20 protein-coding genes and 1 tRNA gene are annotated in these 24,204 nt (G+C 56.6%); 6 read left to right on the top strand and 15 right to left on the bottom strand.

The window, feature by feature from the left end:
* Window positions 1-379 precede the first annotated feature (379 nt).
* A tRNA-Ser gene (locus ABJO75_RS21010) sits at window positions 380-469 on the top strand.
* Window positions 470-582: 113 nt separating this feature from the next.
* Here the strand turns inward: ABJO75_RS21010 and ABJO75_RS21005 are convergent.
* From ABJO75_RS21005 to ABJO75_RS20985, 5 genes are all read right to left on the bottom strand, one after another.
* Window positions 583-1,623 carry a tyrosine-type recombinase/integrase gene (locus ABJO75_RS21005; RefSeq protein ID WP_348133800.1) on the bottom strand — a complete coding sequence of 347 codons (1,041 nt, stop codon included), beginning with the start codon at window positions 1,621-1,623 and terminating at the stop codon, window positions 583-585.
* Window positions 1,624-1,715: 92 nt separating this feature from the next.
* Window positions 1,716-2,141: a helix-turn-helix domain-containing protein gene (locus ABJO75_RS21000; RefSeq protein ID WP_348133798.1), complete on the bottom strand. Its 426-nt coding sequence runs from the start codon at window positions 2,139-2,141 to the stop codon at window positions 1,716-1,718.
* Between the two features lie 7 nt (window positions 2,142-2,148).
* A complete protein-coding gene (locus tag ABJO75_RS20995) occupies window positions 2,149-2,364 on the bottom strand; it encodes a helix-turn-helix domain-containing protein (protein ID WP_348133796.1) in 216 nt (71 codons plus the stop codon).
* Window positions 2,365-2,448: 84 nt separating this feature from the next.
* Window positions 2,449-3,264: a hypothetical protein gene (locus ABJO75_RS20990; protein ID WP_348133794.1), complete on the bottom strand. Its 816-nt coding sequence runs from the start codon at window positions 3,262-3,264 to the stop codon at window positions 2,449-2,451.
* Window positions 3,261-4,412: a hypothetical protein gene (locus ABJO75_RS20985; protein WP_348133791.1), complete on the bottom strand. Its 1,152-nt coding sequence runs from the start codon at window positions 4,410-4,412 to the stop codon at window positions 3,261-3,263. The genes ABJO75_RS20990 and ABJO75_RS20985 overlap by 4 nt, the downstream gene beginning before the upstream one ends.
* A gap of 197 nt (window positions 4,413-4,609) precedes the next feature.
* On the opposite strand from ABJO75_RS20985, the gene ABJO75_RS20980 reads away from it, so the two are divergent.
* The 5 genes from ABJO75_RS20980 (at window position 4,610) to ABJO75_RS20960 (ending at window position 10,765) form a co-directional block, all read left to right on the top strand.
* Window positions 4,610-6,058 carry an N-6 DNA methylase gene (locus tag ABJO75_RS20980; protein ID WP_348133789.1) on the top strand — a complete coding sequence of 483 codons (1,449 nt, stop codon included), beginning with the start codon at window positions 4,610-4,612 and terminating at the stop codon, window positions 6,056-6,058.
* Window positions 6,055-7,233, top strand: coding sequence for a restriction endonuclease subunit S (locus ABJO75_RS20975; RefSeq protein ID WP_348133787.1), 1,179 nt, complete (start codon window positions 6,055-6,057; stop codon window positions 7,231-7,233). Before ABJO75_RS20980 ends, ABJO75_RS20975 begins: the two co-directional genes overlap by 4 nt.
* 4 nt (window positions 7,234-7,237) lie before the next feature.
* Window positions 7,238-7,504, top strand: coding sequence for a DUF1413 domain-containing protein (locus ABJO75_RS20970; RefSeq protein WP_348133785.1), 267 nt, complete (start codon window positions 7,238-7,240; stop codon window positions 7,502-7,504).
* Between the two features lie 106 nt (window positions 7,505-7,610).
* Complete coding sequence (locus tag ABJO75_RS20965) at window positions 7,611-8,435, top strand: CBS domain-containing protein (RefSeq protein ID WP_348133784.1); 825 nt, start codon at window positions 7,611-7,613, stop codon at window positions 8,433-8,435.
* An 8-nt stretch (window positions 8,436-8,443) separates the two neighbouring features.
* Complete coding sequence (locus ABJO75_RS20960) at window positions 8,444-10,765, top strand: DEAD/DEAH box helicase family protein (RefSeq protein WP_348133782.1); 2,322 nt, start codon at window positions 8,444-8,446, stop codon at window positions 10,763-10,765.
* 12 nt (window positions 10,766-10,777) lie between these two features.
* Here ABJO75_RS20960 and ABJO75_RS20955 read toward each other — a convergent pair whose 3' ends face one another.
* The 10 genes from ABJO75_RS20955 to drmA form a co-directional block, all read right to left on the bottom strand.
* A complete protein-coding gene (locus ABJO75_RS20955; protein WP_348133780.1) occupies window positions 10,778-11,977 on the bottom strand; it encodes an integrase arm-type DNA-binding domain-containing protein in 1,200 nt (399 codons plus the stop codon).
* Window positions 11,978-12,496: 519 nt separating this feature from the next.
* A complete protein-coding gene (locus ABJO75_RS20950) occupies window positions 12,497-14,191 on the bottom strand; it encodes a recombinase family protein (RefSeq protein ID WP_348133778.1) in 1,695 nt (564 codons plus the stop codon).
* Window positions 14,192-14,193: 2 nt separating this feature from the next.
* Window positions 14,194-14,586 carry a DUF2924 domain-containing protein gene (locus ABJO75_RS20945; RefSeq protein ID WP_348133776.1) on the bottom strand — a complete coding sequence of 131 codons (393 nt, stop codon included), beginning with the start codon at window positions 14,584-14,586 and terminating at the stop codon, window positions 14,194-14,196.
* Window positions 14,587-14,594: 8 nt separating this feature from the next.
* Window positions 14,595-14,840, bottom strand: a complete 246-nt coding sequence (locus tag ABJO75_RS20940; protein ID WP_348133774.1) for a DUF3489 domain-containing protein — start codon at window positions 14,838-14,840, stop codon at window positions 14,595-14,597.
* A 124-nt stretch (window positions 14,841-14,964) separates the two neighbouring features.
* Window positions 14,965-15,354 carry a DUF5681 domain-containing protein gene (locus ABJO75_RS20935; protein ID WP_348133771.1) on the bottom strand — a complete coding sequence of 130 codons (390 nt, stop codon included), beginning with the start codon at window positions 15,352-15,354 and terminating at the stop codon, window positions 14,965-14,967.
* Window positions 15,351-15,731, bottom strand: a complete 381-nt coding sequence (locus ABJO75_RS20930; protein WP_348133768.1) for a DUF5681 domain-containing protein — start codon at window positions 15,729-15,731, stop codon at window positions 15,351-15,353. The genes ABJO75_RS20935 and ABJO75_RS20930 overlap by 4 nt, the downstream gene beginning before the upstream one ends.
* Entirely contained in the window at window positions 15,728-17,029 is a 1,302-nt protein-coding gene (locus ABJO75_RS20925) for a DNA methyltransferase (protein WP_348133765.1), read from the bottom strand. Before ABJO75_RS20925 ends, ABJO75_RS20930 begins: the two co-directional genes overlap by 4 nt.
* Before the next feature lie 524 nt (window positions 17,030-17,553).
* Window positions 17,554-18,321, bottom strand: coding sequence for a DISARM system phospholipase D-like protein DrmC (drmC, locus tag ABJO75_RS20920; protein WP_348133763.1), 768 nt, complete (start codon window positions 18,319-18,321; stop codon window positions 17,554-17,556).
* Window positions 18,318-20,141, bottom strand: a complete 1,824-nt coding sequence (locus tag ABJO75_RS20915) for a DUF1998 domain-containing protein (RefSeq protein WP_348133760.1) — start codon at window positions 20,139-20,141, stop codon at window positions 18,318-18,320. The genes drmC and ABJO75_RS20915 overlap by 4 nt, the downstream gene beginning before the upstream one ends.
* The gene (drmA, locus tag ABJO75_RS20910) at window positions 20,138-24,139 is read right to left on the bottom strand and encodes a DISARM system helicase DrmA (RefSeq protein WP_348133757.1); all 4,002 of its coding nucleotides are present in this window, start codon (window positions 24,137-24,139) and stop codon (window positions 20,138-20,140) included. The genes ABJO75_RS20915 and drmA overlap by 4 nt, the downstream gene beginning before the upstream one ends.
* Window positions 24,140-24,204: the final 65 nt, after the last annotated feature.

The following is a 24,204-nucleotide window of genomic DNA, read 5'->3' as shown; positions in this document are numbered from 1 at the left end:
GTTCAGACCAGCGCGCCTGCTCCACCGGCGAACCCAAAACAAAAGAAGTCTTGAGGTGAGTGGCGAAAGGTATCGGCTCAATTCGAGTATATCCCGGCTCGCCAAGAACCAATCATCATCCGGTTGGCCTGCCGGCCAACGCGTCTTGGAACCTGATTGCCACTCAAAGTCATCACGCCCCAAGGCGCGGCTCTAAGCCGCCGACTTGTGCTCCGCCCCAGTATCAGCTTCTTACCCCCCTATCGACACAGAGAAAAACTGACCAGATGTTTCCCAATCCCAGTGCCATTTTGAGGGGTTTGTTGCCCATGCAGGAAAATTCCAAGTATGGCGATTTTCGCCTTGTAATCCCGATGTTTCCTTGGCTATACGCGTCGGTGGAGACGTGGCCGAGTGGTCGAAGGCGCTCCCCTGCTAAGGGAGTAAACGGGGAACCGTTTCGAGGGTTCGAATCCCTTCGTCTCCGCCACAAGCCTCAAGTAAGGCGTTGAATTTAGACGGAAAACTTGGATCAGGATTGCTGCGTTCCCACACCTGTTCCCACACTCCGCGCGCCTTTGAATGCCCCCTCAACCCAGCGCCTCAATCCTCCAACACATCATCCTCTGACTCGCCGGTGATCAGTGCCCGTTGCCGCTCGCGACTGATTTGGCCGTAGCTGCGCAATGTCGTCAGCACGTCGGTATGGCCGAGGTTCTGCGATGTGGCGACCAGTTCGGCCACCGAGACGCAAGTCTTGGCTGCATGGCGCGCCAGCATGTGGCGAAAGGCGTGCGGGCCGAAGGCATCTAGATTTGCGGCGGCAAAGGCCTCGTTGACGATCTTGCGCACGGGTTCGGTGCTTTTCCACGAGCGGCGCGCAAAGCCCTCGGCTGAGAAGCCGGTGTTGGATTGCGGAGCGATGGCGGTTGCCGGAAACAACGGGTCGTCCGGGCCATACAGCGCGTCGTCGTCGAGATACGCCATCCAAACAGCCAAAGCAGCTTCGGCCTCGGGGAAGCCTTGGGCAAAGAAGGTGTCGATGCTCTTGCCAAACTTGGTCGCCACCTCACGCGGGTTTTGCGTTACGGATTTCTCATCGAGATTAACGTGTTTGACCCGCAAGGTGATCAACGCGCCCGCGCGAACACCCGTCAGGCACAACAGCGCAAAAACCGCCTTGTCACGCAACTGGCGCGGTGTGGTCAAGGGCATCGTCGCCAGCGCGTGTTTGGCCTGTTTGATGCTGGGGGCAGGTCGGGTTGGCGCGGCGCGCGCCTCTGCCTCATCCCGGCGCGACAGGTTAAAATAGTCCGCGTCTGCTGCCCTGATCCGGCTGCGAAACCCGTCTTGCTGAGAAAGCCACAGTGTGAACTCGCGCAGCGTCGCCAGAATGGCGCGGGTTGTGGACTTGCCCAAGGGTTTGCCGCTCGCGCCCTTGGCCTGCTCCAAATGGCTGCGAAATCCCATGGCCCATTCGATGTGGAACCTGCCAATATCCTTGCGCGCGTTCCAAACATCGAAGCGTTCCAGCGCGGCAAGTTCACGGTCGAGGGTCTTGTCGGAGAGTTGCCGCGCGTATTTGCGATACTCCAGAAACCGCCGCTTGAGGCGCTCATTTTTCTCATTCGGTCGCTTAGTCATTCTGGTCTCCTTTCAGGGGCTTGCTATTGGGGAAAACGGGTGCCGACCGGCCAGGCCGGGATGCGGAAAAACACGGGGGGTCGTGTCCACCACTATAATGTCGCGTCATGCCGCTTGATTTTGAGGTCGAGGGTGCGGGCAATCTCGGGGATGCGGGCCTCTGCCACCGGCTTGGAAACCACCGTTTCGCAGGTTTCACAGAGCGCGGTCAGCGTGGCGCGGTTTGCCTTGATCACACAATCCGCGAGACCCTCGGCGGCATGCCGCGCCTTGCGGCACCGAAAACAGTAGAACGTGTCGATTTGGGTTTTTACCTTGCGGCTGTCACGCGCGGCTTTGATGAAGTCGCGCAGATCGTCGCCCCGGATCAGCGCGGGACGAGTGCCGTCCATGACACGCAATCCATCCGACGCCCAATTGCGGATCGTGCGGGGAGAGACGCCGGAAACCTCCGCCGCCTCCTCGATGGTGTAGCAGCGGGCCGCTTTAATCCCACTCAGGCGCGCTTGCTTTGGCATCTGCACCTCACTCGCCTACCGTGGTTTCGTTGCGCTTCAACCAATCGCGAAGGGCCTCTAACGTGATCAGGCGGCGCGTGCCGATCTTGATGCTCTTCAACTCGCCCGAGGACAGGGCAGCGTAGAGCGTGGTGCGCCCGATGCTGCACAGGCGCGCGGCTTCGTTTGGTGAAACAGCGATGATCTGGCTGGCGTGGTTCAGAATGTCCGTTGCGTTTGTCATGGCCCATACTCCTTTGCTTGGGTACAGACGAACGGTGGCGGACGCGAGCTGGGCAGAAACAGATCAGAGGTTTCTGACCAGTTATTAACCGCCCTGAATTTTGCTCAAATAGCTCTTTACACTGGATATAGAGGGCGGGTCGAGGTCTGGGTGCTCCCGTTCAAAGACCGCCAGGACGGCTCTGGCCTCCTTATTGACTCCCGTCAGAGTTTGGTGATTCCGTTTCCGGGCTTTGATGATGGCACTGAGTGGCTCACCGAACCGATTGGGTGCGCCGCCTGCATTCTTCGATGGAATACCAAGCAGCGCGCCAAGGCCCGACATCGGAACCAACCGCCCATCCTTCTCGTCCATTTCAACTAACTCGCACAAGCGAATTGCTGTGGCCCCGTGCACGGTCGACGCACCCTCTGCCGTGACAATCAAACGCCAAGCCGATCTTACTTCGCGGGACTGCGCATCATCAAATGCGTGCAAGTCTTCTGCGTCGCGGAGGCTGGGTTGAAAAAATAGTATTGCGTCGCCCCGACCGAGATCGACAGCGCCGATCCGCCATGTTTCTGCGCGCAAGGGTGACGCCTTGCGGCGTTTGCACTGAAAGGCATCGGCGAGGCTTTCTATGAGCTTGGGTATGTGAGGAATGACCGCTTGGACCTCGTCACGTCCGACAGGGATAAAACCAAGGTCAGGGCAGGAATAGCCGTATTGGCCGTGGTCAAAAACCACCTCGGCATCGTGTGCCTGATCGCAATCCATACATGCCAGCGACGACACCACACCGGCATCGCGGAGATAGCCGTGTTGCATAAGGTGGCCAAACCCCGGTGCCATACGGAGAGACGCGGATGAGATCTTAACCCTTTGAGCGATGATCTGTGCGAGCAGTTCAATTGCGCTCAATCTACCACCTCGACTTTTGCATCATCCATGTGCCGAGGAGCAAGCAGGTTCCACCGTTCCAATAGCCCAAAAACGAATTGCCGATCCTGCTCGGTCTTATTGGGCAGGGTCGTCGTGTTGGGCGTCCGAAGCGTTACGGTCAGGGTATGGCGACGCTGGTCCTCCTTTGCGGCAATGATGATTCGAATGGTCGCCCCCGTCATGTGCCAGCCGCCCAGGCGAAGCGGCGAAAAACCACCAAATCTTCGTTCAAGGAAATGGTAGAGTGTTTCGCCCTCACCGCGTTTCTCAATCCGTGTGAAACCGCCGCCGGTCGAAAAGAAATCCAGCGACGAAACTTCCACCCGCTCAATGCCGTCAGCTGGTTCCGTCAGAAAAATTTGTGGGGATTTCAGGGTGTCGAGCATGACATTCCGGCGCGGCGTTTCGACTGGGGTTTCCGATTGGGGCGCAAAATGCTTGGCAAAAGAGGCAACGTATTCATCCCGGACCTTCTTTCCTCCCTTCGCGCAAATCTCGACGATCCGCTCCTTGGCATCGCAGGCAATCCCAACTTCCATCACCTTTTGCACCAATTGGCGGTCAAGGGTATTTGACGCACCAAACGCCAATTCACTTTCCGCTCTCGCTTCGACGTAAATCGTGGCGTGAACGATTTCGGTTTCCTCGCCCGTGATCGGATTGGTCTTGATGGTCTTGTACCAATCCGCTTCGCGCTTGCGATGCTCGGGCAGGTCGAGAATTGAAATGGCGTCAGCAAGGAATCCATTGCGTGCCGCGTCACTTCCCAGCGCCCATGGCTTTCCATCGTTGTCAAATTGGAACGCTGACCAGTTCCTGCCGCCTGTCCTGCGCATCAAGGACGCCTGCGCCGACACCCTGTCGATCATCTGGGGATGCGCAATCGCAAGCATCAAAAGAGCATCCTCAACACCCTCTAGTCCTTCAAGCTCAATGCTGTTGCCCGCACAGATTTGCTCCGCACTGGTCATACCATCGGTATCGGCCAAGCTGGACAGGTGGTCGAGTTCCGCATTGATGTTGTCCTGCTGGAGATCGGGCAATTCTGAAATGAGTGCCTCAATCGACCGAACCAAAGCCGTTCCGCGCCCATCGCTTGTCCAGTCAAAGCCATCTGGAAAAGGCACCAGCCGCTCAGTGAAAAAATGTTGCAGCCGCGCCGGGGGAGACTTTCGTAAGAATCCGCTGGAAGAAGCCATATGCAGCACCTGATCCCTAATGACATTCTCATTATGGGGTTCACCGGCATCCGCTTCAAGTCTCTTGAGTTCGCCGGTAATTCCTGATCACATCAGCGCTGAAACAATTAGCGATTGAGCGGGCCGTGTACGAAAACGCATTTAGTAAAATTGAACGAGACCTCCGGGCTGAAGAAGGTATCGCCAACGAACTGGACTACGTCGAACAAACCTCTTGGGTGTTGTTCCTGAAATACCTGCACGACCTCGAAGCCGAGCGCGCCGACCGTGCAGAACTCGAAGGGAATGACTACGCCCCGATCATCACCGGCGCTTATCAGTGGGACAAATGGGCCGCTCCCAAGGCGGATGGCGAGTTCGATCACAACGCGGCGCGCATCGGCGACGATCTGATCACTTTCGTCGATCAGGAATTGTTCCCATACCTTGCCGCATTCCGCCAATCTGCTACCGGGCCGCAGACCATCGAATACAAGATCGGCGAGGTCTTCACCGAACTGCGCAACAAGTTCCGCTCAGGCTACATCCTGCGCGACGTGCTGGAACAGGTGGACGGGCTGGCGTTCAACACGCAGGACCAGCGCCACGAGCTATCACAACTTTACGAATCCCGCATCCGGCGCATGGGAAATGCAGGAAGAAATGGCGGCGAATATTACACGCCGCGCCCGCTTATCCGCGCCATGATCAAGGTCACCGACCCAAAGATCGGCGAAACGGTCTATGACGGCGCGGTCGGCTCTGCGGGCTTCCTCTGCGAAGCCTATAACTACATGCGCACCGATACCCTGTCGGCATCTGAATTTGAGACCCTGCAAACCAAGACCTTCTATGGACAGGAAAAGAAGGGCCTCGCCTACATAATCGGGATCATGAACTTGGTCCTGCACGGCATCGAGGCCCCGAACCTTGTCCACTCCAACACGCTGAATGAAAACGTGATGGATATTCAGGAAAAGGACCGCCACGATATCATCCTCGCCAATCCCCCTTTCGGTGGCGGCGAGCGGCGCGAGGTGCAGCAGAACTTCCCGATCCGCACGGGCGAGACCGCCTACCTGTTCCTGCAACACTTCATCCGCAAGCTGCGAGCCGGTGGCCGCGCCGCTGTCGTCATCAAGAACACCTTCCTCAGCAATACTGACAACGCGAGCGTCGCGCTTCGCAAGGAACTGCTGGAGGCGTCGGAACTGCACACCATCCTCGATTGCCCGTCCGGTACTTTTCAGGGGGCGGGTGTGAAAACTGTGGTGCTGTTCTTTGAAAAGGGCGCACCGACGCGGGGCATCTGGTTTTACCAGCTCGATCCGGGGCGCAACATGGGCAAGACCAACCCGCTGAACGACGACGATCTGGCGGAGTTCGTTGAGTTGCAGCGCACCCGCACCAACGGGCCAAAAAGCTGGATCGTCAAACGCGCCGATCTGGACGAGGAAACGATTGATTTGTCGGTCAAGAACCCAAACGCGCCAGAGGCCGAGGCGCTGCGCGGTCCTGAAGAGATCATCGCTGACATGTTGGCGCGCGATATCGAGACGGCGGACATTCTGGAGAACATTCGGGGGATGTTGTGAAGGATAGCGGTCAAGATTACGATAACCCTCTTGGCGAAAGCAAATGGCCATGCAAGCCGCTAGGTGAAGTTTGTGATGTTACGAGAGGCACCACGATCACCAAGAAAACGGCGCGGTCAGGGAACGTTCCAGTAGTAGCTGGAGGAATAAATCCGGCATATTTTCATGATACTCCGAACCGTCCGGCAAACGTTGTTACAGTGTCTGGTTCAGGCGCGAACGCAGGCTTCGTGAATTTCTTTGATGTACCAATCTGGGCATCAGACAGCTCAACAGTGCTCCCCACAAACGACAATCTCGACGTACAGTTTGTCTATCGCTACCTACTTGCAATTCAGCCGTTCATCTACTCTGAGCTAGCGCGGGGAGCTGCTCAGCCGCATGTTTATCCTCGCGACCTTGCAAAACTACCCATCCCAATCCCGCCTCTCGTAGAACAACAGCGAATTGTTACGATTCTGGACGAGGCCTTTGAGGGTCTGGACCGCGCCCGCGCTCACGCCGAAGCCAACCTCCAAAACACTCAGGAGTTGTTCACCGCGTCTCTCCGCTCCTTGTTCTCAGACAATCGAGAAAATTGGCCGCTGCGGAACATTGCAGACGTTTGCGTTGAATTTGGTCGTGGTAAGTCGAGGCACAGGCCACGCAACGATCCGCGTCTTTATGGCGGTGATATGCCTTTTGTTCAGACCGGCGACTTGAGCCGGGCAGATCATTTTCTCGTTGACTTTACTCAGACGTACTCACCCGAAGGCGTGGCGCAAAGCAGAGTTTGGCCGAAAGGGACAGTTTGCGTTGCCATCGTCGGTGCTACGATTGGCGAAAGTGCTATTCTGGAATTCGACGCTTGCTTCCCAGATAGCGTGATCGGGATGGTCCCCGATCCAAGCAAAGCTGACTCCGAGTTCCTCGATTTTCTACTGCAATTCGTAAAGGCTGAGTTGAAAGAAGCCGGAAAAGGCAGCGCTAGGGATAACATAAATCTCGGAACCTTTAGCAGTCGCCTTTTTCCAATCCCAGACTTTAATTTTCAGCGCGCGGCAATTGACCAAATTTCCAGAATAGACGCACATTCCCGTAGGTTAAAAACCGAGTATACTGAAAAACTCCAAGACCTTGGCGATCTTCGCCAATCCCTTTTGCAGAAAGCCTTCGCGGGCGAACTTACGAGGTAACAGCATGTTTGAGGAGTATTTTGGCACGATCCAGGAGCGGCTGCGTCAACAGGAACCGCAAAATGGATTCGAAATCGAACACTTGTTCACGAAAGAAGAATGGCAAGCTATCGGTGATGGACAGGCACGACAGCAGTTCGGACGGCGCTTCGGCACCGGTGTTAAGAATGAAGATTTTCCGGGAGTATCCCGCAATGCAACACGAGTGAACCCCGGCGGCAATGAAGCCCGGTACAACTACGATCCAGCGCAGGACGAAGGAGCCGGATGAGCATTCACGACGAAACCGAAGCCGATACCCGCGCCGAGCGCATAGACCCCGTCGTTGCGGCGGCGGGCTTGGGTCAAAACGGTTCAATGGGGCCGTGTGTGCTGGCATGAACTGGGCCACTAATCACGATGCCAGCCTCGACGCCCTGAAACTTGTTCAGGGCAGTCTGAAGGTCGAATTGATGATGGTGCCGCGAGAAGACTTTGTGACCTGCACACCCGACGAGACTGCCGCTCAGGTGAAGGCGCGAAACCTGCACCAGTTCAGCTATTTTCCCGTCGTGAACGGGGATAAGCGCGTCATTGGGCTTTATCACGCGGAACGTTGGTTCACTGAAGATGCTCCTGAGACGCGAATTTCCCACGATTTCGCTCCTCTCTCCGAGGACATCGTCATAGGGGCCGACGCAAGCATTTTCGACTTCGTAATGCAGGCGGACACACACCCGACCAATCTCGTCGTGTCGGGCAATCAGATCGCCGGGTTAGTCAGTCTGTCGGACCTCCAGAAACTGCCTGTCAGAGCCTCTCTTTTTGCCCTGATTACCAGTCTGGAAATGGCAATGGCCTTGGCCATTGAACGAAACTGGAAAGCTCCCGCAGATTGGATGAACCTTCTCAGTGATGGGCGGAAACAAAAATTGAAGGATGCCATAGACGATGCAAAAAAACGCGACAGTTTCGTAAGTGAAATTGCCTTCGCTCAATTGAGCGACAAAGCAGGCGTCATATGTAAATCCAACCTCTTAAACGAAGGCCGCAACAAGCTCGGAAAAACCTTTCGCGACATAGAACGCCTGCGCAACAAAGTGGCACATGCAGATCAATACGCCGCGACCCCGGAGACCGCGAAGAGCGTGTGCCGTGCTGTGAGGTCGATTTATTCGATGAAAGCGAACCTTCTGAAAGTAATTGAGGCTAAAGAAAGCTGATTTAAGCCATGTCATTCACCACCGAGACCGAAGCCGATACCCGCGCCGAGCGCATAGACCCCGTCCTTGCGGCGGCAGGCTGGGGGCAGAACGGCTCGAAGGTGCGTCGTGAGGTTATTTGTCCTGGGCGCATCCAGTCCGGCGGCACGCGCGGCAAGGGACTATCTGCCGATTATGTCCTCATCCACAAGGGGCAGAAGCTCGCCGTGTTGGAAGCCAAGCGCGCAGGCGTCAGCCACCGCAACGGCATCGGTCAGGCCAAAGACTACGCGACCCGCCTAGGCTCGCGCTATGCCTACGCCTCCAACGGGCTGTGCTGGTATCAGATCGACATGACCACGGGGGCCGAGGCCGACATGGTCCTGCCATTCCCCACGCCCGATGAACTTTGGGACCGCACCTTTGCCACCAACAACGATTGGCGCGAACGTTTCGGTGCCGTGGAGTTCGAGACGGATGGCGGCAAATGGGAACTGCGCTACTATCAACACAAAGCCGTCAACGCAGCGCTGGAGTCCCTCGCAAAGGGCGACCGGCGCATCCTGCTGACGCTTGCGACCGGCACCGGCAAGACCTCAATTGCGTTCCAGATCGCGTGGAAGCTGTTTCAGGCCAAGTGGAACCTGTCGGGCGAACCAGTCCGCCGCCCGCGCATTCTGTTCCTCGCCGATCGCAACATCCTCGCCGATCAGGCCTACAACGCCTTCAGTGCCTTCCCCAACGATGCCGTCACCCGCATCGACCCCGGCACCATTCGCAAGAACAAGGGCGTGCCCAAGAACGCCAGCCTCTTCTTCACCATTTTTCAGACCTTCATGACCGGCGAGGGTGAGCCGGTTTACACGCAGTATCCGCCCGACTTCTTCGATTTCATCGTGATCGACGAATGCCATCGAGGCGGGGCGAAAGACGAAAGCCAATGGCGGCAAGTGCTGGAATATTTCGAACCCGCCGCCCAACTCGGCCTGACTGCCACGCCCAAGCGTAAGCACAACGCCGACACCTACGCCTATTTCGGCGAGCCGGTTTACACCTATGCGCTACGCGACGGGATCGAGGATGGTTACCTGACTCCGTTCAAAGTGCGCCAGATGGTCAGCACGATTGACGAATACGTCTATGACGGGGTGGATGAATTGGTCGCTGGTGAGGCCGAGGTTGGCGAGACCTTCACCGAAGGTGATTTCAATACGCGGATCATCATCGAGGACCGCGAATTAAGTCGCGTGCGCGAGTTCCTGGACCAGATTGACCAGCGCCAGAAGACGATTATTTTCTGTGCCACTCAGGACCATGCTGCGCTGGTCCGCGACCTGATCAACCAAGCGAAGGACAGCGACAACCCCAACTATTGCCACCGCGTAACGGCTGAGGATGGCACGGTTGGCGAACAATGGCTGCGCGATTTTCAGGACAACGAGAAGACGATCCCAACGATCCTCACAACCTCGCAAAAACTTTCGACCGGGGTGGATGCGCGGAATGTCCGTCACATCGTCTTGATGCGTCCGGTGAGGTCCATGATCGAATTCAAACAGATCATCGGGCGCGGGACGCGTACCTATGACGGCAAGGACTTCTTCACGATCTGGGATTTCGTGAAGGCTCACGAGAATTTCAACGACCCTGAGTGGGATGGTGAACCTCTAGCGCCTGAGCCTCCCAACGGAAAGCGTCCACCTGTCGATCCGCCGGTGCCGGGTACTGATAGCGATCCACCAGAGCCGGGCGGCGATGATGATCCGCCCCGTGAGAAGATCGTTGTAAAGCTTTCGGACGGCAAGACCCGCCAGATCGCATATCTTGCGACGACGACATACTGGGGGCCAGACGGCAAACCCATGTCGGCGATTCAGTTATTGGAACGACTGTGTGGCGATCTGTCTGGCATCGTCGCAGACGAAGACCAATTGCGCGCGGTCTGGAGCGACCCCGATACGCGTGAACACTTTGTCACTCAACTCTCAGATCGAGGCTATGACCAAGAGAGGTTGAACGACATTCGGAGACTTGTGGACGCACATGACAGCGATTTGTTTGACGTGCTGAGTTATGCCTTGTTCACTCACCCGCCCAAGACACGCCACGAACGCGCGGATGGCGTCAGAACGGACGGACTGGTTGAAACAAGCGGAGACATGAAGGAATTGCTCCTTGCCATACTGAGCGCCTATGAGACGCGCGGCGAAGGTGAGCTATCGCATGGCAAACTCGGAAACTTTCTGTCTGCGCGCTACGGTAGTGTCGGTGAAGGCAAGCAAAAACTTGGTGGTCTAAGTGCTGTAAAACAGGCTTTCATCAAAATGCAAAAAGCTCTCTATGTGGATTGATCCGCATTGATTTTATTTCGGCCTTTTCTCAGATGCTTGCGAAAGCGGGACAATATTTGCGCCAAGATCATATGAATTCGCAGCGCCCTCCCAAGCCGCCATCAAATCGCGCCGCTTATCAAAGAGGTCCGACCGGGCATATGCCGCCTCTGCCTTGTCCTTGATCCCATGCGCCAGCGCGGCCTCGATCACTTCACGAGGAAAGCCGGTTGTTTCGCCAGCCCAATCACGGAAGGTGGAGCGGAACCCATGAACTGTGATCCCATCGCGCCCCATGCGGCGCAGGACCGCCGTCATACTCATGTCGGAAATGGGCTTCCCCAGTCTGGCTTCGCTTTCGAACACCAAGGAAGCAATATCCCGCCGGGGACCAAGCAAGGCGATTGTGCCCGCGCTCAACGGCACACGGTGCTCCTTGCCCGCTTTCATCCGGTTCGCGGGAATGGTCCAAACGCCGTTTTCGAGGTCAACTTCGCCCCAAGTCATACCGCGCGTCTCTCCCGAGCGTGCCGCTGTCAGGATGGTGAAGCCCAAAGCGCGCGCCGCAACACCCCTGCGTTGCGAGAGATCGCCCATGAACTCGGCAATTTCGGCATAGGGCAAGGCAGGGTGATGTTTGACCGCGCGCACCTTGGTTGGCTTGGGCAAGAGGTGGTCGAGGTGCCCACGCCACCGGGCCGGGTTGTCGCCCGCGCGGATGCCAAGCGCGGTGGCATAGTCGATCACCGCTTCGATACGTTGGCGCACCCGGTTTGCTGTCTCGGGTTTCTTTGACCAAATCGGGGTAAGCGTACCCATCACATCGGCGGTTTCGATCTTAGCGACCTGAACCTGCCCTACTTTCGGGAAAACATAGGCTTCAAGGGTCGAGGTCCATTGCGACGCGTGTTTGGCGCTTTTCCAGCCGGGGCGCTTGCTCTCGATCAGTTCAAGGGCTGCATCTCGAAACGTCTTGGGCATGGCCTGCTGTTTCTTGGCAATCGGGTCGTCACCCATGGCAATGAGCCGCCGCGCCTCGGATGCGCGCTCTCGCGCCATGGCGAGGCTTACATCGGGATAAGGCCCGAGACCTAGATCACGCCGCCGCCCTTGTACCTGATAGCGCAGCACCCAAGAGCGCGCGCCCGTTGGTTTGACGTATAGGAACAGACCGCGCCCATCACCGTGCCGCCCCGGCTTCGCCGTTTCCGCCTTGCGCGCGCTGAGAGTCATGATCGTTCCCACATTTGTTCCCACACTTTGTCTTGATTTAGCGCGAACGTGAGCGAACTTCAATGGTGTGCTGCGAATTTATCTTATTGAAATATATACGATATGTTGAACACAGGCGAACGACAGAAGATGCAAAGGAACAGGAATTATACGGACTTCGTCTCCGCCACCCACCCCAGTCTCTGTCAGCAAACTGCTTTTTTCCCTGTTTTCTCCCGATTTTCCGGGGGCTTGGACTGTTGCATTTTCCAGAGAGACGATCGTTGTGCCGTTGTTCAGGGCGATTTTCCAGGGTCGTCTCCGGAGGCACCATCACGCGCTTCGGTTAGGGAAAAATTCCCTGCTAACAGGGAATTAACAGGGAAAATTCCAGGAATCTGAGCTATCTGACCAAACTGCCCTGTAAATCCGGACGTTATTTCAATGCGTTACAGGCGATTTCCCTGCGCAAATTAACAGGGAACTTTTTCGTAATTATCAGGGAACTTTTCTGCAGAAACAGGGAAGTGCAGATGGGGATCAGGGAAAACCTGAACTTCTGTCAAAGCCGTACAACTTGGCCTGCCCATCCCATTCGAGTGGAATAGGTTTGCGGACGATCCTTTCGAGGGTGAGGTCTGATGGCTGGCGACCTTCAAAGATCGCTTTCTGGATCGCGGGTGAAAGAAAGGCGAGCTGGGCCCGGGTCCGGATGTAGGATTCGGAATGGCTGGTTCCGAGGGCTATTTTGCTCAAGGGTTTGCCGGTGCGCAGATCTGCCGTCCAGACATGTGCCCGGGCCAAGGCACGTAGAAGGGTTTGGTCTGGTTCGGGCTCGCGATCCCCGACAACAATCTTGCCCTCGACGCCCCGCCGACGCAGCGCAAACGGCGCTTCGATCTGGAGCGCCATCGCATCAATCGCATCCGACTTCAGGCTCAGTTCGTTTGCCAGTTCAGTTGCTGCCAAAATCAACGTGATGCGCCCATTTCCGATGCATCCTTCCGACACAAGGTTTCGAATTAGCTCTGGCGCGCTTTCCGATAGCTGCATCGCCAACCCCAGTGCCTTGTCGCGAATTGCATCACCTGCCTGGAGATCTGCCTTGACAAGGATCCGATGACCACGGGCGAGATTTCCTATGTGCTCCGCAATTATGTTGGCAACGGCTTGTTCCAACTGGCCCGCGGGTAACCGCCAGCCACTCGGATCGGTGCCACCAGATATGAGCCGATTGGATGTGTAGTATCGCAACTGACGGCCTCGACGTTTTGTGTGCGTTGGCGTCAGTCGATCTCCGGTTTCGTCGCGCAACTTGCCAGTGAGCGGGCTTGTATAGTGAGAGCCTGACGCCCGTGTTACTCCCACGCGGCCGCGCGGCCGCGCGCTGGCGGCCTGCAACTTGTCCTGCACTCGATCCCAATACTCAATGTCAATGATAGCATCATGTTGACCGTCCCAGACCTTTGCCTTGTGTCGGATCTTGCCGATGTAGATCGGGTTGCGCAGCAGCGCATAGATCTGGCCGCGCGAGAAGGGATTGCCGCCCTGGATGCGCCCGGATTTGAAGTGGTGCAGCTTGGAGCGCAGGCCCATCTCATTCGCACGGCGCATGACTGCGTTCAGGCAGGCGAACTTGTCGTAGAGCGCGAAGATCTCTCGCACGGTTTCTGCCTCGTCGACATTGACGACCAGGCCGCGGATATTTGGGTCAGGATGCGGATCGTATCCCAGCGGGGGTACCCCGCCCATCCAGAGCCCCTTCTTCTTGGAGGCAGCAATCTTGTCCCGGATGCGCTCGGCCGTGACCTCACGCTCGAATTGGGCAAAGGACAACAGAACATTCAGCGTCAGCCGACCCATGGAAGAAGCGGTGTTGAAGGCCTGCGTGACCGAGACGAAAGAACAGCCGGTGGCATCGAAGCGCTCGACTAGCTTGGCGAAGTCGGCAAGGGATCGTGTCAGGCGGTCGATCTTATAGACCACAACCATCTGAACGCGACCCGCGTCGATGTCTGCTAGCAGGCGATGAAGGCCGGGTCGGTCGAGCGTGCCGCCGGAGATGCCGCCGTCGTCGTAGCGGGTTTTGCCCGCAACCCAGCCCTCATGCCGCTGGCTGGCGATATAGGCAACACAGGCCTCATGCTGGGCGTCGAGCGAGTTGAAGTCTTGGTCGAGCCCCTCATCAGACGATTTGCGTGTATAGATGGCGCAGCGGATCCGCGGTTTGCTCATGGTCACGCCGATCGTTTCAGGCCGAAGAACCGCGGACCCGACCACCGGGCCCCGGTAATCGCGCGGGCGATGGGCGACAGTGAAGTAAAGCGCTGCCCGTTCCAGAGGAACCCGCCATCGACGACATCGACAACATGCGTCACGCCATTCCATTCACGGATGAGGCGGCCACCGGTCTTGAGGGTGGGGTTGTTGGTGCCTCGGTCTTCACGTGCCGCCTTTTCCAGCTTGCCGACAAACCCTTTGGGCAATCCGCCGCATTCCTTCGCCTGCATTTCGAAGGCCAGATACCGGTGCAGGAACGGGCTACTGAGGCGCTTCGGGACGGGCGTGCCGAAGGCCTCGTCCCAGGCGGCGATCAGCGCCGCCCGGTCCATGGTTTCGATTTCGGTCACGGAGAGCCTCACCGGGCGTCCTCTGGTGTGCCAGTGATGCGGTAGATAAGCCCGTTGCCAGCTTTGGCAGAATTAGCGCGGTCGATGGTGTATCCGGCTTTCCTGAGCCCGCTCAGCGCCGCTCGGACCGAGTGGGGCTGCCAACCGGTGGCAGACTGCAGGGTGGCAAGATTGGCGCCAGTCTTGCGGCTCAAAAGCTTGCGCAGGATTGAGGCCTTAGTTTCGCGCGACGGTTTCGATTGGGATTTGGACATGTTTGCTCCTCGGGTGTGCCGGGCCAGCAGTATGCTGGCCCTGGTACCGAGGTGCGCCCGGGGTTCGGCCGGGCTTGGGATCAGTGACGCTCGTGTCGAACGGGAAGTCCAGTTTGAATTGGCACTAGTCGCACATTTTGGAGTCCTTGGAGATTTTCACCCCCATGCGTTCCAGGCTTTCCAAGATCTGCTGACGTTTAGCTTTTTCTTCGTTTTCTTTCGCCAACACCGCGGGGCCGACTTCCAGCATGATCCTTATCGCCTCCAGCAGGGATGCTTTGTGACCCTTCAGACCTTTCTTGCAAAGTGCAAGAAAGGCTGCTTCGATCCCGTCGAGTTTGATTGTTTTGCCATCGGGTGTTCGCGCGTCAATGGGCTGGGTCAGGATACTGGCGGCGTCCATCATCATTTCTGATCTGGACTTTGGCCGACCCTTGGGATTACCGGACTCACCCTTCTTCCAGCGGGTCTGCTTTGGCGGGGCGCCGAAGCCAACTTTGTCTGCACTGCTCATTTTTTACCCTCCGATCTTTTTACTTTGATGCCCATGTTTTCCAAAGCGTTCAGGATTTCTTCTTTCTTCGCCTCAGGATCATTCAACTTGGTTTGTGTCAGGCCTGCCTGTTCGATGATCCGCCGCTGAAGGGACAAAGCCTGTTTGTCGCCCTGGAGGGCCAACCCACGCAGTGTCCAGATAAGGGCATCACGGATCGGCATCTTCCGTTCGTTGTCCTTGATCCGGACTTTGCGGTTGAGCACCTGCTGCAAAACCGTGTTCAGGTCCTTTGGTTTGCGCGGGCGGCCCTGCGGATTACCAGACTTGCCCTTTTTGAAGCGGGTGTGTTCAGGCGGATTCATGAAGCCGGTCTTTGGAGTGTCGCGATCTGTCATTCTGCGGCCTCCACGGTTTTCGCGGCCAATTCATTGGCACGCTCGATTTCCACGTCATTGAAGGTTTGCTCCGAGCCGTCGAGTATGGCTGGCTTGCCAGTGAGCGTTTCAAAGCGGCGGCAGATCACATCGCAATAGAGTGGATCGAGTTCAATCATCCGCGCCACGCGCCCCGTGCGTTCGGCCGCGATCAACGTGGTGCCTGAGCCGCCAAAACCATCTAGAACGGTATCATTGCGGCGGGTTACGTCGCGGATCGCATCTGCCACGAGCGCCACAGGTTTGACGGTCGGGTGAAGCGCCAGATTTTCCTGGTTGCCGCCGAAACTGTTGACACCAGGGTAGTCCCAGACATTGGTCCGGTAGCGGCCGGTTTCACCGAGGCCGAAGGTGTTCAGGTGTTTTGCCGTTCCGACCTTGTAAACGAAGATCAGCTCATGGCGGGAGCGATAGAAGGTGCCCATGCCGCCATTGGTCTTGGCCCAGACGACGAGGTTTTTGAGTTCGGAATAGATTTTGTCGCCAGCAGCGCTGAGTTCGTCCATATGACGCCAATCCATACAGACGAAGTGGATTGCACCGTCGAGGCTGACATCGGCCAGAGCGGCGAGCGCATCGTGAAGGAAATCGGTGAAGCTAGATTTGTCCATCTCACCGGAGGCCATTACGAATTCGCGATGTTTGACCTTACCGGAGCCGCATACGTGGCCATCGATTTTCACGTTGTAGGGCGGATCGGTGAAGACAGCGCGGGCGCGTTCATCACCCATCAACATCTGATACGTCTCGGCATCCAGGGCATCGCCGCAGATCAGTTTGTGACGGCCGAGGTGCCAGACGTCACCGGGCTGGGTGACCGCCGGGCCAGGCACAGGCTCAGGAACGACATCGGCAGGGTCATGGTCGCTGACATCGTCATCGTCGAGCAGCAGGTCGATTTCAGCGGTTTCAAAGCCCGTAATCTCGAGGTCGAAATCGAGTTCCATGTCGGACAGGGCCTGCAATTCAATTGCGAGGATCTCGTGATCCCAGCCGGCGAGTTCGGCCAGGCGGTTGTCGGCGATGACATAGGCGCGGCGCTCGGCGTCGCTGAGATGTGCCAGTTTGATCACGGGCACTTCCGCTAGTCCAAGCTTGCGCGCCGCTGCGACACGTCCATGTCCGGCGACGATGCCATCGGCATCATCGATCAGCACAGGGTTAGTGAAGCCAAACTGTTCGATTGATGTCGCGATCTGTGCGATTTGCTTGTCGGTATGGGTACGGGCGTTGCCCGCAAAGGATTTGAGATCGTCCACCTTTCGGTAGGTGATCTTGAGCCGGAGCGTTTCCGGTAGGGTTGGGCTGTTCGCCCTGGTCTTCACATTTGGCACAGTAGGTCCTCCTCATGCACCACGCCCGCCGGACTGCCCGGAAGGCTTCTTCGAAACTTTCGTGCGGTGCTGAACACCGCGGTTTCTCCGTTGATGCGTAAGCAGGACCCTTGAGGTCGCTCACGAAGGATCAGGGTGACCTGATCTGCGAACGGCGCAGTCGTCGCCGTTCGCCCCGTCGTTCAGATGCCAAAGCTGGCAATGAACGGTGGGTGGAAAAGAGATGGGAGTGCCATCGGTTAAACGCAAGGAAAAAATTCAAACCATATAAATGGTTTATACAGAATCTTACATTTTGGCCTGATTTCGTGAACCTGTCGCCGTTGATCATCCAAAAAGTCGGACCCAAAACGAATCAATGTTCAGGTCTTTTTCCAAGAACGTCCCATGGTGACGCACGTCGATCCGAGCGAGCGGAAGCTTGGATCTCACTGCGAATCCGGAGGTCCTCAATCGTCGAGTCTGGTGAGGATCTTCAGATCAATCAGACCGCGTAAATGTCGAGCGACGTCACGCGGCGTATCGCCGCCACGAAACAACGCGCCAGCCTCGATGTTTCTTTCCATGGCGTGACCTGTAAGGTTGGCACTCGTCAGAAAAGCGGACTTTTGGTCCGAGACGACAATCTTGGCATGTACTTTACCCCCGGCAAATATCCCGTCTCGGGCTGTCCAATGGTAGAAAGTCGCGTCTGGCAATGCTGCCTTCAAACCAATGAATTGGTCACTTTCCAAAGTGCCCCCAGAGTCCACCGAGGATTCCAAGACTACATTCACTCGAACCCCTTTGTCGGCCGCCTTCTTCAAGGCTTCCAGAATTGAAGGCCTCTCATGTGCGACGAAACTTACGATGAATAGCTCCGATTGGGCGCTAGCGATCACGTCGAGTATCACGCGTTCCGTTCTTCGTGTGGCCACGAATGGTGTCGTCGGTCCTGTCAGAACCAACTCGGTTTGGTTCTCATCGTTCGCCCTATTGAGGCTATGGCTGGATGCAATGAGTAGGTATCCTGCCTCTCCCCCCGAAAGCGAGCTTTCTCGCCATGCCTTCAGAAACTCTTCAAGTCTATCACGAGCCGTGCCTGAAGTGACCGACGACAAGACTTGATCGATCTTTGCAGACTTGTCCAAGTCCCCCATCTTTTTTGCGATCGCAGAGATCCTCGATGGCGGCAGCAAAGTCGCCAAGTCATAAGCTCTGTCCAGAAGCACGCTCACGATAGATCCATGAAGAATGCAGCGTCTGGAGTTTCCAAAGTCGGAACGACCAAAGACCGATCCAGGAATCGATTTCCACATTCGCAGGAGGTCTCGGCCACGAAGCTGCACGCATGGCAAGCCGCACCGTGAAGCGATTGATCTTTTCCAGGGTCATGTTCCGAGCAGAGTGGATCAGAGGCACATACCCTTGCACGCTTTAGCGCCTGATTGATGATTGGGCCGAGGTTGGCGGGCTTTCCCAGATCGACGAGGCCACCAAGTGTCCCATCGGAGTCGGCCGCCGCCGTGTAGATCAAGAACCCGGCTTGATCGCGCCCATCCTCGACATCTGCATACACTCGTTCTCTTATGCTTGCCGCATTGTAACCGCACTCGAGCGCCAGTTCCCTGATCAACAAATGAGCGAGGGTGTGAAGCATCAAATATCTGACCCCGGGATAGCCCTGATCTGGGTCGAGATTCCGCTTTAGCCGCCAGCCTCTATTGCCAACTCGAAGCTTCTGATCCAGTGCCTTCACCGACGGTTTTTGGGCCCACTTATCCAAAGCATCGGCTTTGAATTTCAAGAATATGCCTTCACCGTGAACTTCGGAGGCGGGAATCCAATCTGGTGCGTTTCGACACAATGGTGCTCTGGGTGCAGCTTGGTCGCCAGTGCCTTCATCGGGAGACTCGACCCGAGTGAAGCCCAAGAGAGCATTGACTTCACGCAGCCGCTCCAAACGGAGAACCCGATCAATCACATTGGTAAAGCCACTGGGAACACCGACTTTCTCGCTCATGAAGTGTGGGTAGTCTTTCGGCGGGTTGTCGGAGGACAAGACTTCCCATTCCGGCGCTTTTAGATCGTCTTGGTCTTCGGTGTCGTCACCTGACCGATACTTCTCAATTGCCGCCCAGACCTGATCGAGTTCGAAGCGTTCCAGGCCCGGTAACATCCCACCCAATTTCAATGTATCGAAGATGGGTTCCAGTTGGTCCTTCGAATTGCATTTTTCGAAGAACTTCCATCCATCTACTACGATCTGTTCGACTGGATTGCCAGTTTGCGGGATCGCCAACACCGAAAGTGACACGGCGAACCATCCGTTCGTAGCGCCGAGGTTGATCGTCCTGGGCGCTTCGTCACACTTGGCGTCGAACAAGTCGAGGTGAGGATGACGTCCGCGGCAGGCGGGAAGATTTTCGTTTCCGATCTTACCAGAAGCCTGCGCCATGTTCTTCGCAGCGCCACATTCGTCACATTTGACCCAAAGATTCTCGGTTTGGAGAGAAGCGCCACTCTCATAGAACCGCAAAGTGCCCTTGCAGGAGCTCGGTCCTCCGTGGACGAACCAATGCCAAGGAAAGTCATCCAAGTGCCCTGCGCGGCAAGCAAGCAGGAACCTCGCTGGAACGGCATCCGCATCGCGACCGCCCTTGCATTTTGGATGAACGAAACGCGTGGCTTCGGGTTTGTACGCATTTTCTCTGAGCTCGAACAGACCACTGTCGAAAGGGGACAGTAGTCCGCATTTCACGCAACGAAGCCATCTGGGGAACGGTTTTACGGGTACGCCGATCTTTGCCGTCGCCGAGAACGGGTCCGTTGGTGGCGTATCGGGCATGGGGGGCATGTTGAGGGACTGAACTTGGGGGCCCAGCACTTTTCGAACAGCACTCAAGAGCCGTGCCTCTTGCACTTGATCTCCGTGATCTACGTTCCATTTTTCGATACCCTGCGTCACCACAGAAATGTTCGGCAGATCGATCAAGGCTCCGGGTCCATATGTCCAAAGGAGCTGGCTTGGGCGGATTTCACCTACGGGCGTATTCATTGCTCGTCTCCCTCATCCTTTGGCTTGACGCGAGCGCGCCATTCTGGATCGGCGGAAGACTTGGCACTGGACATGATCAATCTGACTCCTGGCTCAACTTCCCGCATCGACATTGGCGCCGTCCACATGCGCCACGAGGTCAGACCTGGCTCATCCAACAATTGCTTGTCGGTTCCGCCGGCAGCTCCGCCCCTTTTTTTGTAAACCAGTGTTCTTCCACCGACTCCCGACTCCTTTGCCCAGTCGTCTGCTCGCGCGTTGATTTCTTTTTCGCAGAGCTTTTTTCGAAGAGGGTCTTCGGTGGCTTCCCAGGTGCGAGACGTGATCGTGTCTCTCGTCTCGGCGAACTCCGGAAGTGTTGCACTCGTCATCTCGCCTGCATCCGTATTGGACCTAAAGTCATTGTGATCGTGACGAAGAATGGAGACCATCGAACCCGTCAGGCCACGATCCAGAGCACGAGGTGAAAATGGCGTGACGGATTGGGCCTCGACATATTGATAGAACGTCGAATGAAAGTGTTCGAAACTTTCATAATGAGACAAATCCCGTGGACGAGCCCACGTCAGGACCGAAGCGACAAGCCCAGGCCCACTCGCCGATCGTCCGACGCGGCTTGATGCCTGGATGTACTCGGCCGTTCCTTTGGGCTGACCGTTGACGACCATCAAGCCGAGGCGATCGACGTCTACACCGACCGACAACATGTTCGTCGCGAGGACGACATCCGTCGGGCGCTCACCTTTTTGCCATTCGGTGCCCCAAAGCTTGGAGGTCGGGTCGATCGACCCTTTGAAGGTAAGTTCGAGATCATCCAGATATCTTGGAATGTCTTGGCTAGAAACACGCGAGGTCAACTCGCTGACTTGCCCGATCGATCTTTGTGCCAAGCCTGGCCTTTGCACCAAGCTCATGGCGACGCGATATGAACGCGTTTGTACGTCGTCCTCGGCTAGGCGCTTCATTCCGCCCAATTCCCTGAGCGAATTGAAGTATCCGACCAGAGTCATATAGGGGTCGGCAACTGGACCAAAGCGTTCGTATAGCCACTGCGACGCGGTCAAGAATGCCGTGTATACGCGGATAAGCACAGCAGGTCGTGAACTCCCCGGAGCACAAATGCCGACGTAGCGGCGCCCAGGCACGTCTTCGATCGATCGCTGCACCGAAAAGAAATTGTCTTCGACGTCTAGGCCCGATGGGGGGAAGATCGAAACCTTGCGCATAAAGACGTTCTTGACTTGGTCTTCTGCACGTCGAACCGTAGCTGTCGAGGCCACGACCTTCGGGCGAACTTTTTTCCCATCGATTTCCCAACTGCTCAGTTCATCGACGGCAGTTTCGTATAGCCCGACCATCGTCCCGAGGGGACCGCTGATCAGGTGGAATTCGTCTTGTATGATGAGATCAGGCGGTCGAATTCGGCCTGTCGGCACGACGCTCGCAGGTGGCAATTTCCCCTTTTTGTGATGCCCAGATTTGCATTCGTGACCTGGCCAAAGTAGGCCATGCCGCTCACACTCTTCGTTGACCCGTCCAAACAAATTTCCAGCCTCGGTGCGCCAGGCCATCATCGCGAATTTATCGACCGTAGCGATCATCATCGTCGGCGGTCTGTGGTAGATTTCTTCATCGACGACGTTGACTGGTAGTCCGGGATGAACGCGCTTTGAGGACCGGCCTTTGGAGAATTCACATTGATTGAATTTGTCTCCGCAGTAGATCGTCGTTCTGCCGACATCGGTGTCGACTTCGATGTCACGTCCAGGGAGAATGGACGAACCACACCAAGGACAACTGGTCAATTGGGCAGGAGAGGCCAAACCCGCCTTGTTGAATCCCTCGCCTTTGAGTTTCGTCAGTGCATCTTTTGCGGCTTTCGTATTTCCAGGTGTGACGCGATTTCCGACCCATAGGCCGAGAGTAAAGGGTGTACTGCCCCATTTCGTTTCTTCTCCGAGACGGATGGCTTCCATTGAGCAAAGAAGGGCTGTCGCCCGCTGAAACTGCTGTAGAGTCAGGAGCCTCAACGTGTAGCGCATGATTACGGAAAGGCCGCGCGAGGCATCCAGGCCGCCCAGATCAGGTTTGAGGCGGCGCATTGCCATCGCAAAAGCTGCGACCCCAAGGTAAGCCTCCGTTTTGCCACCGCCCGTCGGAAACCAAAGCAAGTCCGCAAACGCATCTGATGGAGCGGTCCGATCCTGATGTCTGGGATCCGCAAGTGACGGCACTGATAGCAAAAGAAACGCCAACTGAAATGCGCGCCATGATCTGTTTTTTGGGATATCTAGATTGGCAACTTTAGCATCGTTGCCGCGACGGCGTTGTTGGGCGTAGATGCTGTGGACACGCTGCAGTGCCATGGCGCGGTTGGCAAACCTAAAGGCTTCGAGTGCATCGGGGTCTTTGAAGAGCGTTTCCATTCCTTCCCGAAGTCTCTGGTTCGTTTCTCTACAGCTGTCGATCACATCGTTTCCTGGACCGTCGAAGCCTTTGATTTCCGTTCCAAGTCGTGCCTGTTGTTCGCTGATCCATTTCGAGTGGTCGTCCAGGAGGCACGAAAGGGCGGTACGCAGTTCAACTTCGTCCATCTGAGAGAGTTTGGTCATGTCGAGCCAACCATTCTCCACCAATTGACGCATGGCCTTTCGGTCTTCGACTCGCAGACCTGGGGTCTCGGTGACTTGGATTTCCTGACGTGGGATCAGTTCCGACCGAATGACATGAGCCTTGGATGGATCGACGGTATCTACATCAGCATGCACAGAGACACCGTGTCCGACGGCAAACTCGAGACGGTTTCGATAGATGAGCGCCAGGCGATCACGCTCGGGGTCCTGTACGAATGCATCCCCAGAGGGCCGGCGCCGGAAAACGGCATCTCCGGGATCTGCAGCAGCAGATGTCACGACAAGCTGGGGCTGGAATACCCATGCCGTGTCCTTGTTCTGCTCCGGCTCCAATTGGCCATTGACCAAGAAGAGCGTGACGAGGCGCTCGCCGTCTTGGTTGGTTCTTACCATCCCCTGAATGCGCACTTCGGGTTGAGCGTCATCAGGTAGGATGGGTTTGATTGGGCCGTCTTTGAGCCGTAGCTTCTTCGACCCTCCAAACGGATTTCTGCGCCAAACTCGAGCTTTGACTTCTTCCTCTGCGCCGGTCTGCCTGTTTTTCCGTTTCTTGGTAATATCGTGCTCGTCACCCGGGATACGTTCGTAACTTCCCCAATGCGCTTCGACCTGGATCTCTTCCGCGCCTGGCTCGACGCAAAAAGTCATGCCGAAGCTGGAAGGCACAAGGGATTGGTTGTTCGATGTATCGATTTCATCGTGGGCGTCTGCTTCGGCGTCGACCTTGCCCGACACTCCGGAAAACTCGGCGCCGGGTTCATGAATGGGAGCCTCGTGTTCGTCCTCGAGATCACCGATTTCGTCAGCAGCCTGAGCCGGTTCGATCGTTGGGCCTTCACTGGGACCAGGGTTCCGCGGGGCCAGCTTGCCGACGAGGTATCGGTCTCTGACGCTCATATCGACAATCAATTCCTCGGGCCCACCGGCGGGGCCCAAGAGATCGTCTCGGACGGACACCTCTAGGAGGTCACGGACATAAACGGGATCATTGACCGTAGGAACGTCATCCAGTCTTGAAATTCCGAGCTTGGATAGGCTGCCAGTGAAGTCGCCCCACCCAACGCGCAAGATAGGTGCAGACGAGGGTGTCAGGCCAATATCAGAGGGGGCAATGGCTGTCGCGACCGCATGCATTTTGTCGAAATAGATCGAAGTGCCCTTCAGGTCCTGACGAACGCGAACGATACGCCCTACCTTTCGGATCTCGTCTTCATCAAGGACCAGTGCCCAATCGCCTCCCTTGACTGCAGTTTTGGAGCCCGCGGGCGTGACCACATCCACAACGTAATCGGAAAGGGAGGGTACGGTGGGACGGGCGACCCAGGCGGACATTTGGCCGATCGGTCCTGATAGTTCGTCGCTCATATTTGATCCCTCGAATTTCCAAACTCGTTCTTTAAAAAGCTGTCGACGAGTTCATCTGTGTTGAA

This window comes from Sedimentitalea sp., assembly GCF_039973035.1.
In the GTDB taxonomy this organism is placed as follows: Bacteria; Pseudomonadota; Alphaproteobacteria; order Rhodobacterales; family Rhodobacteraceae; genus Sedimentitalea.
Note: the sequence above shows the minus strand (reverse complement) of the source record. Positions and strands in the feature narration are given on the sequence as shown.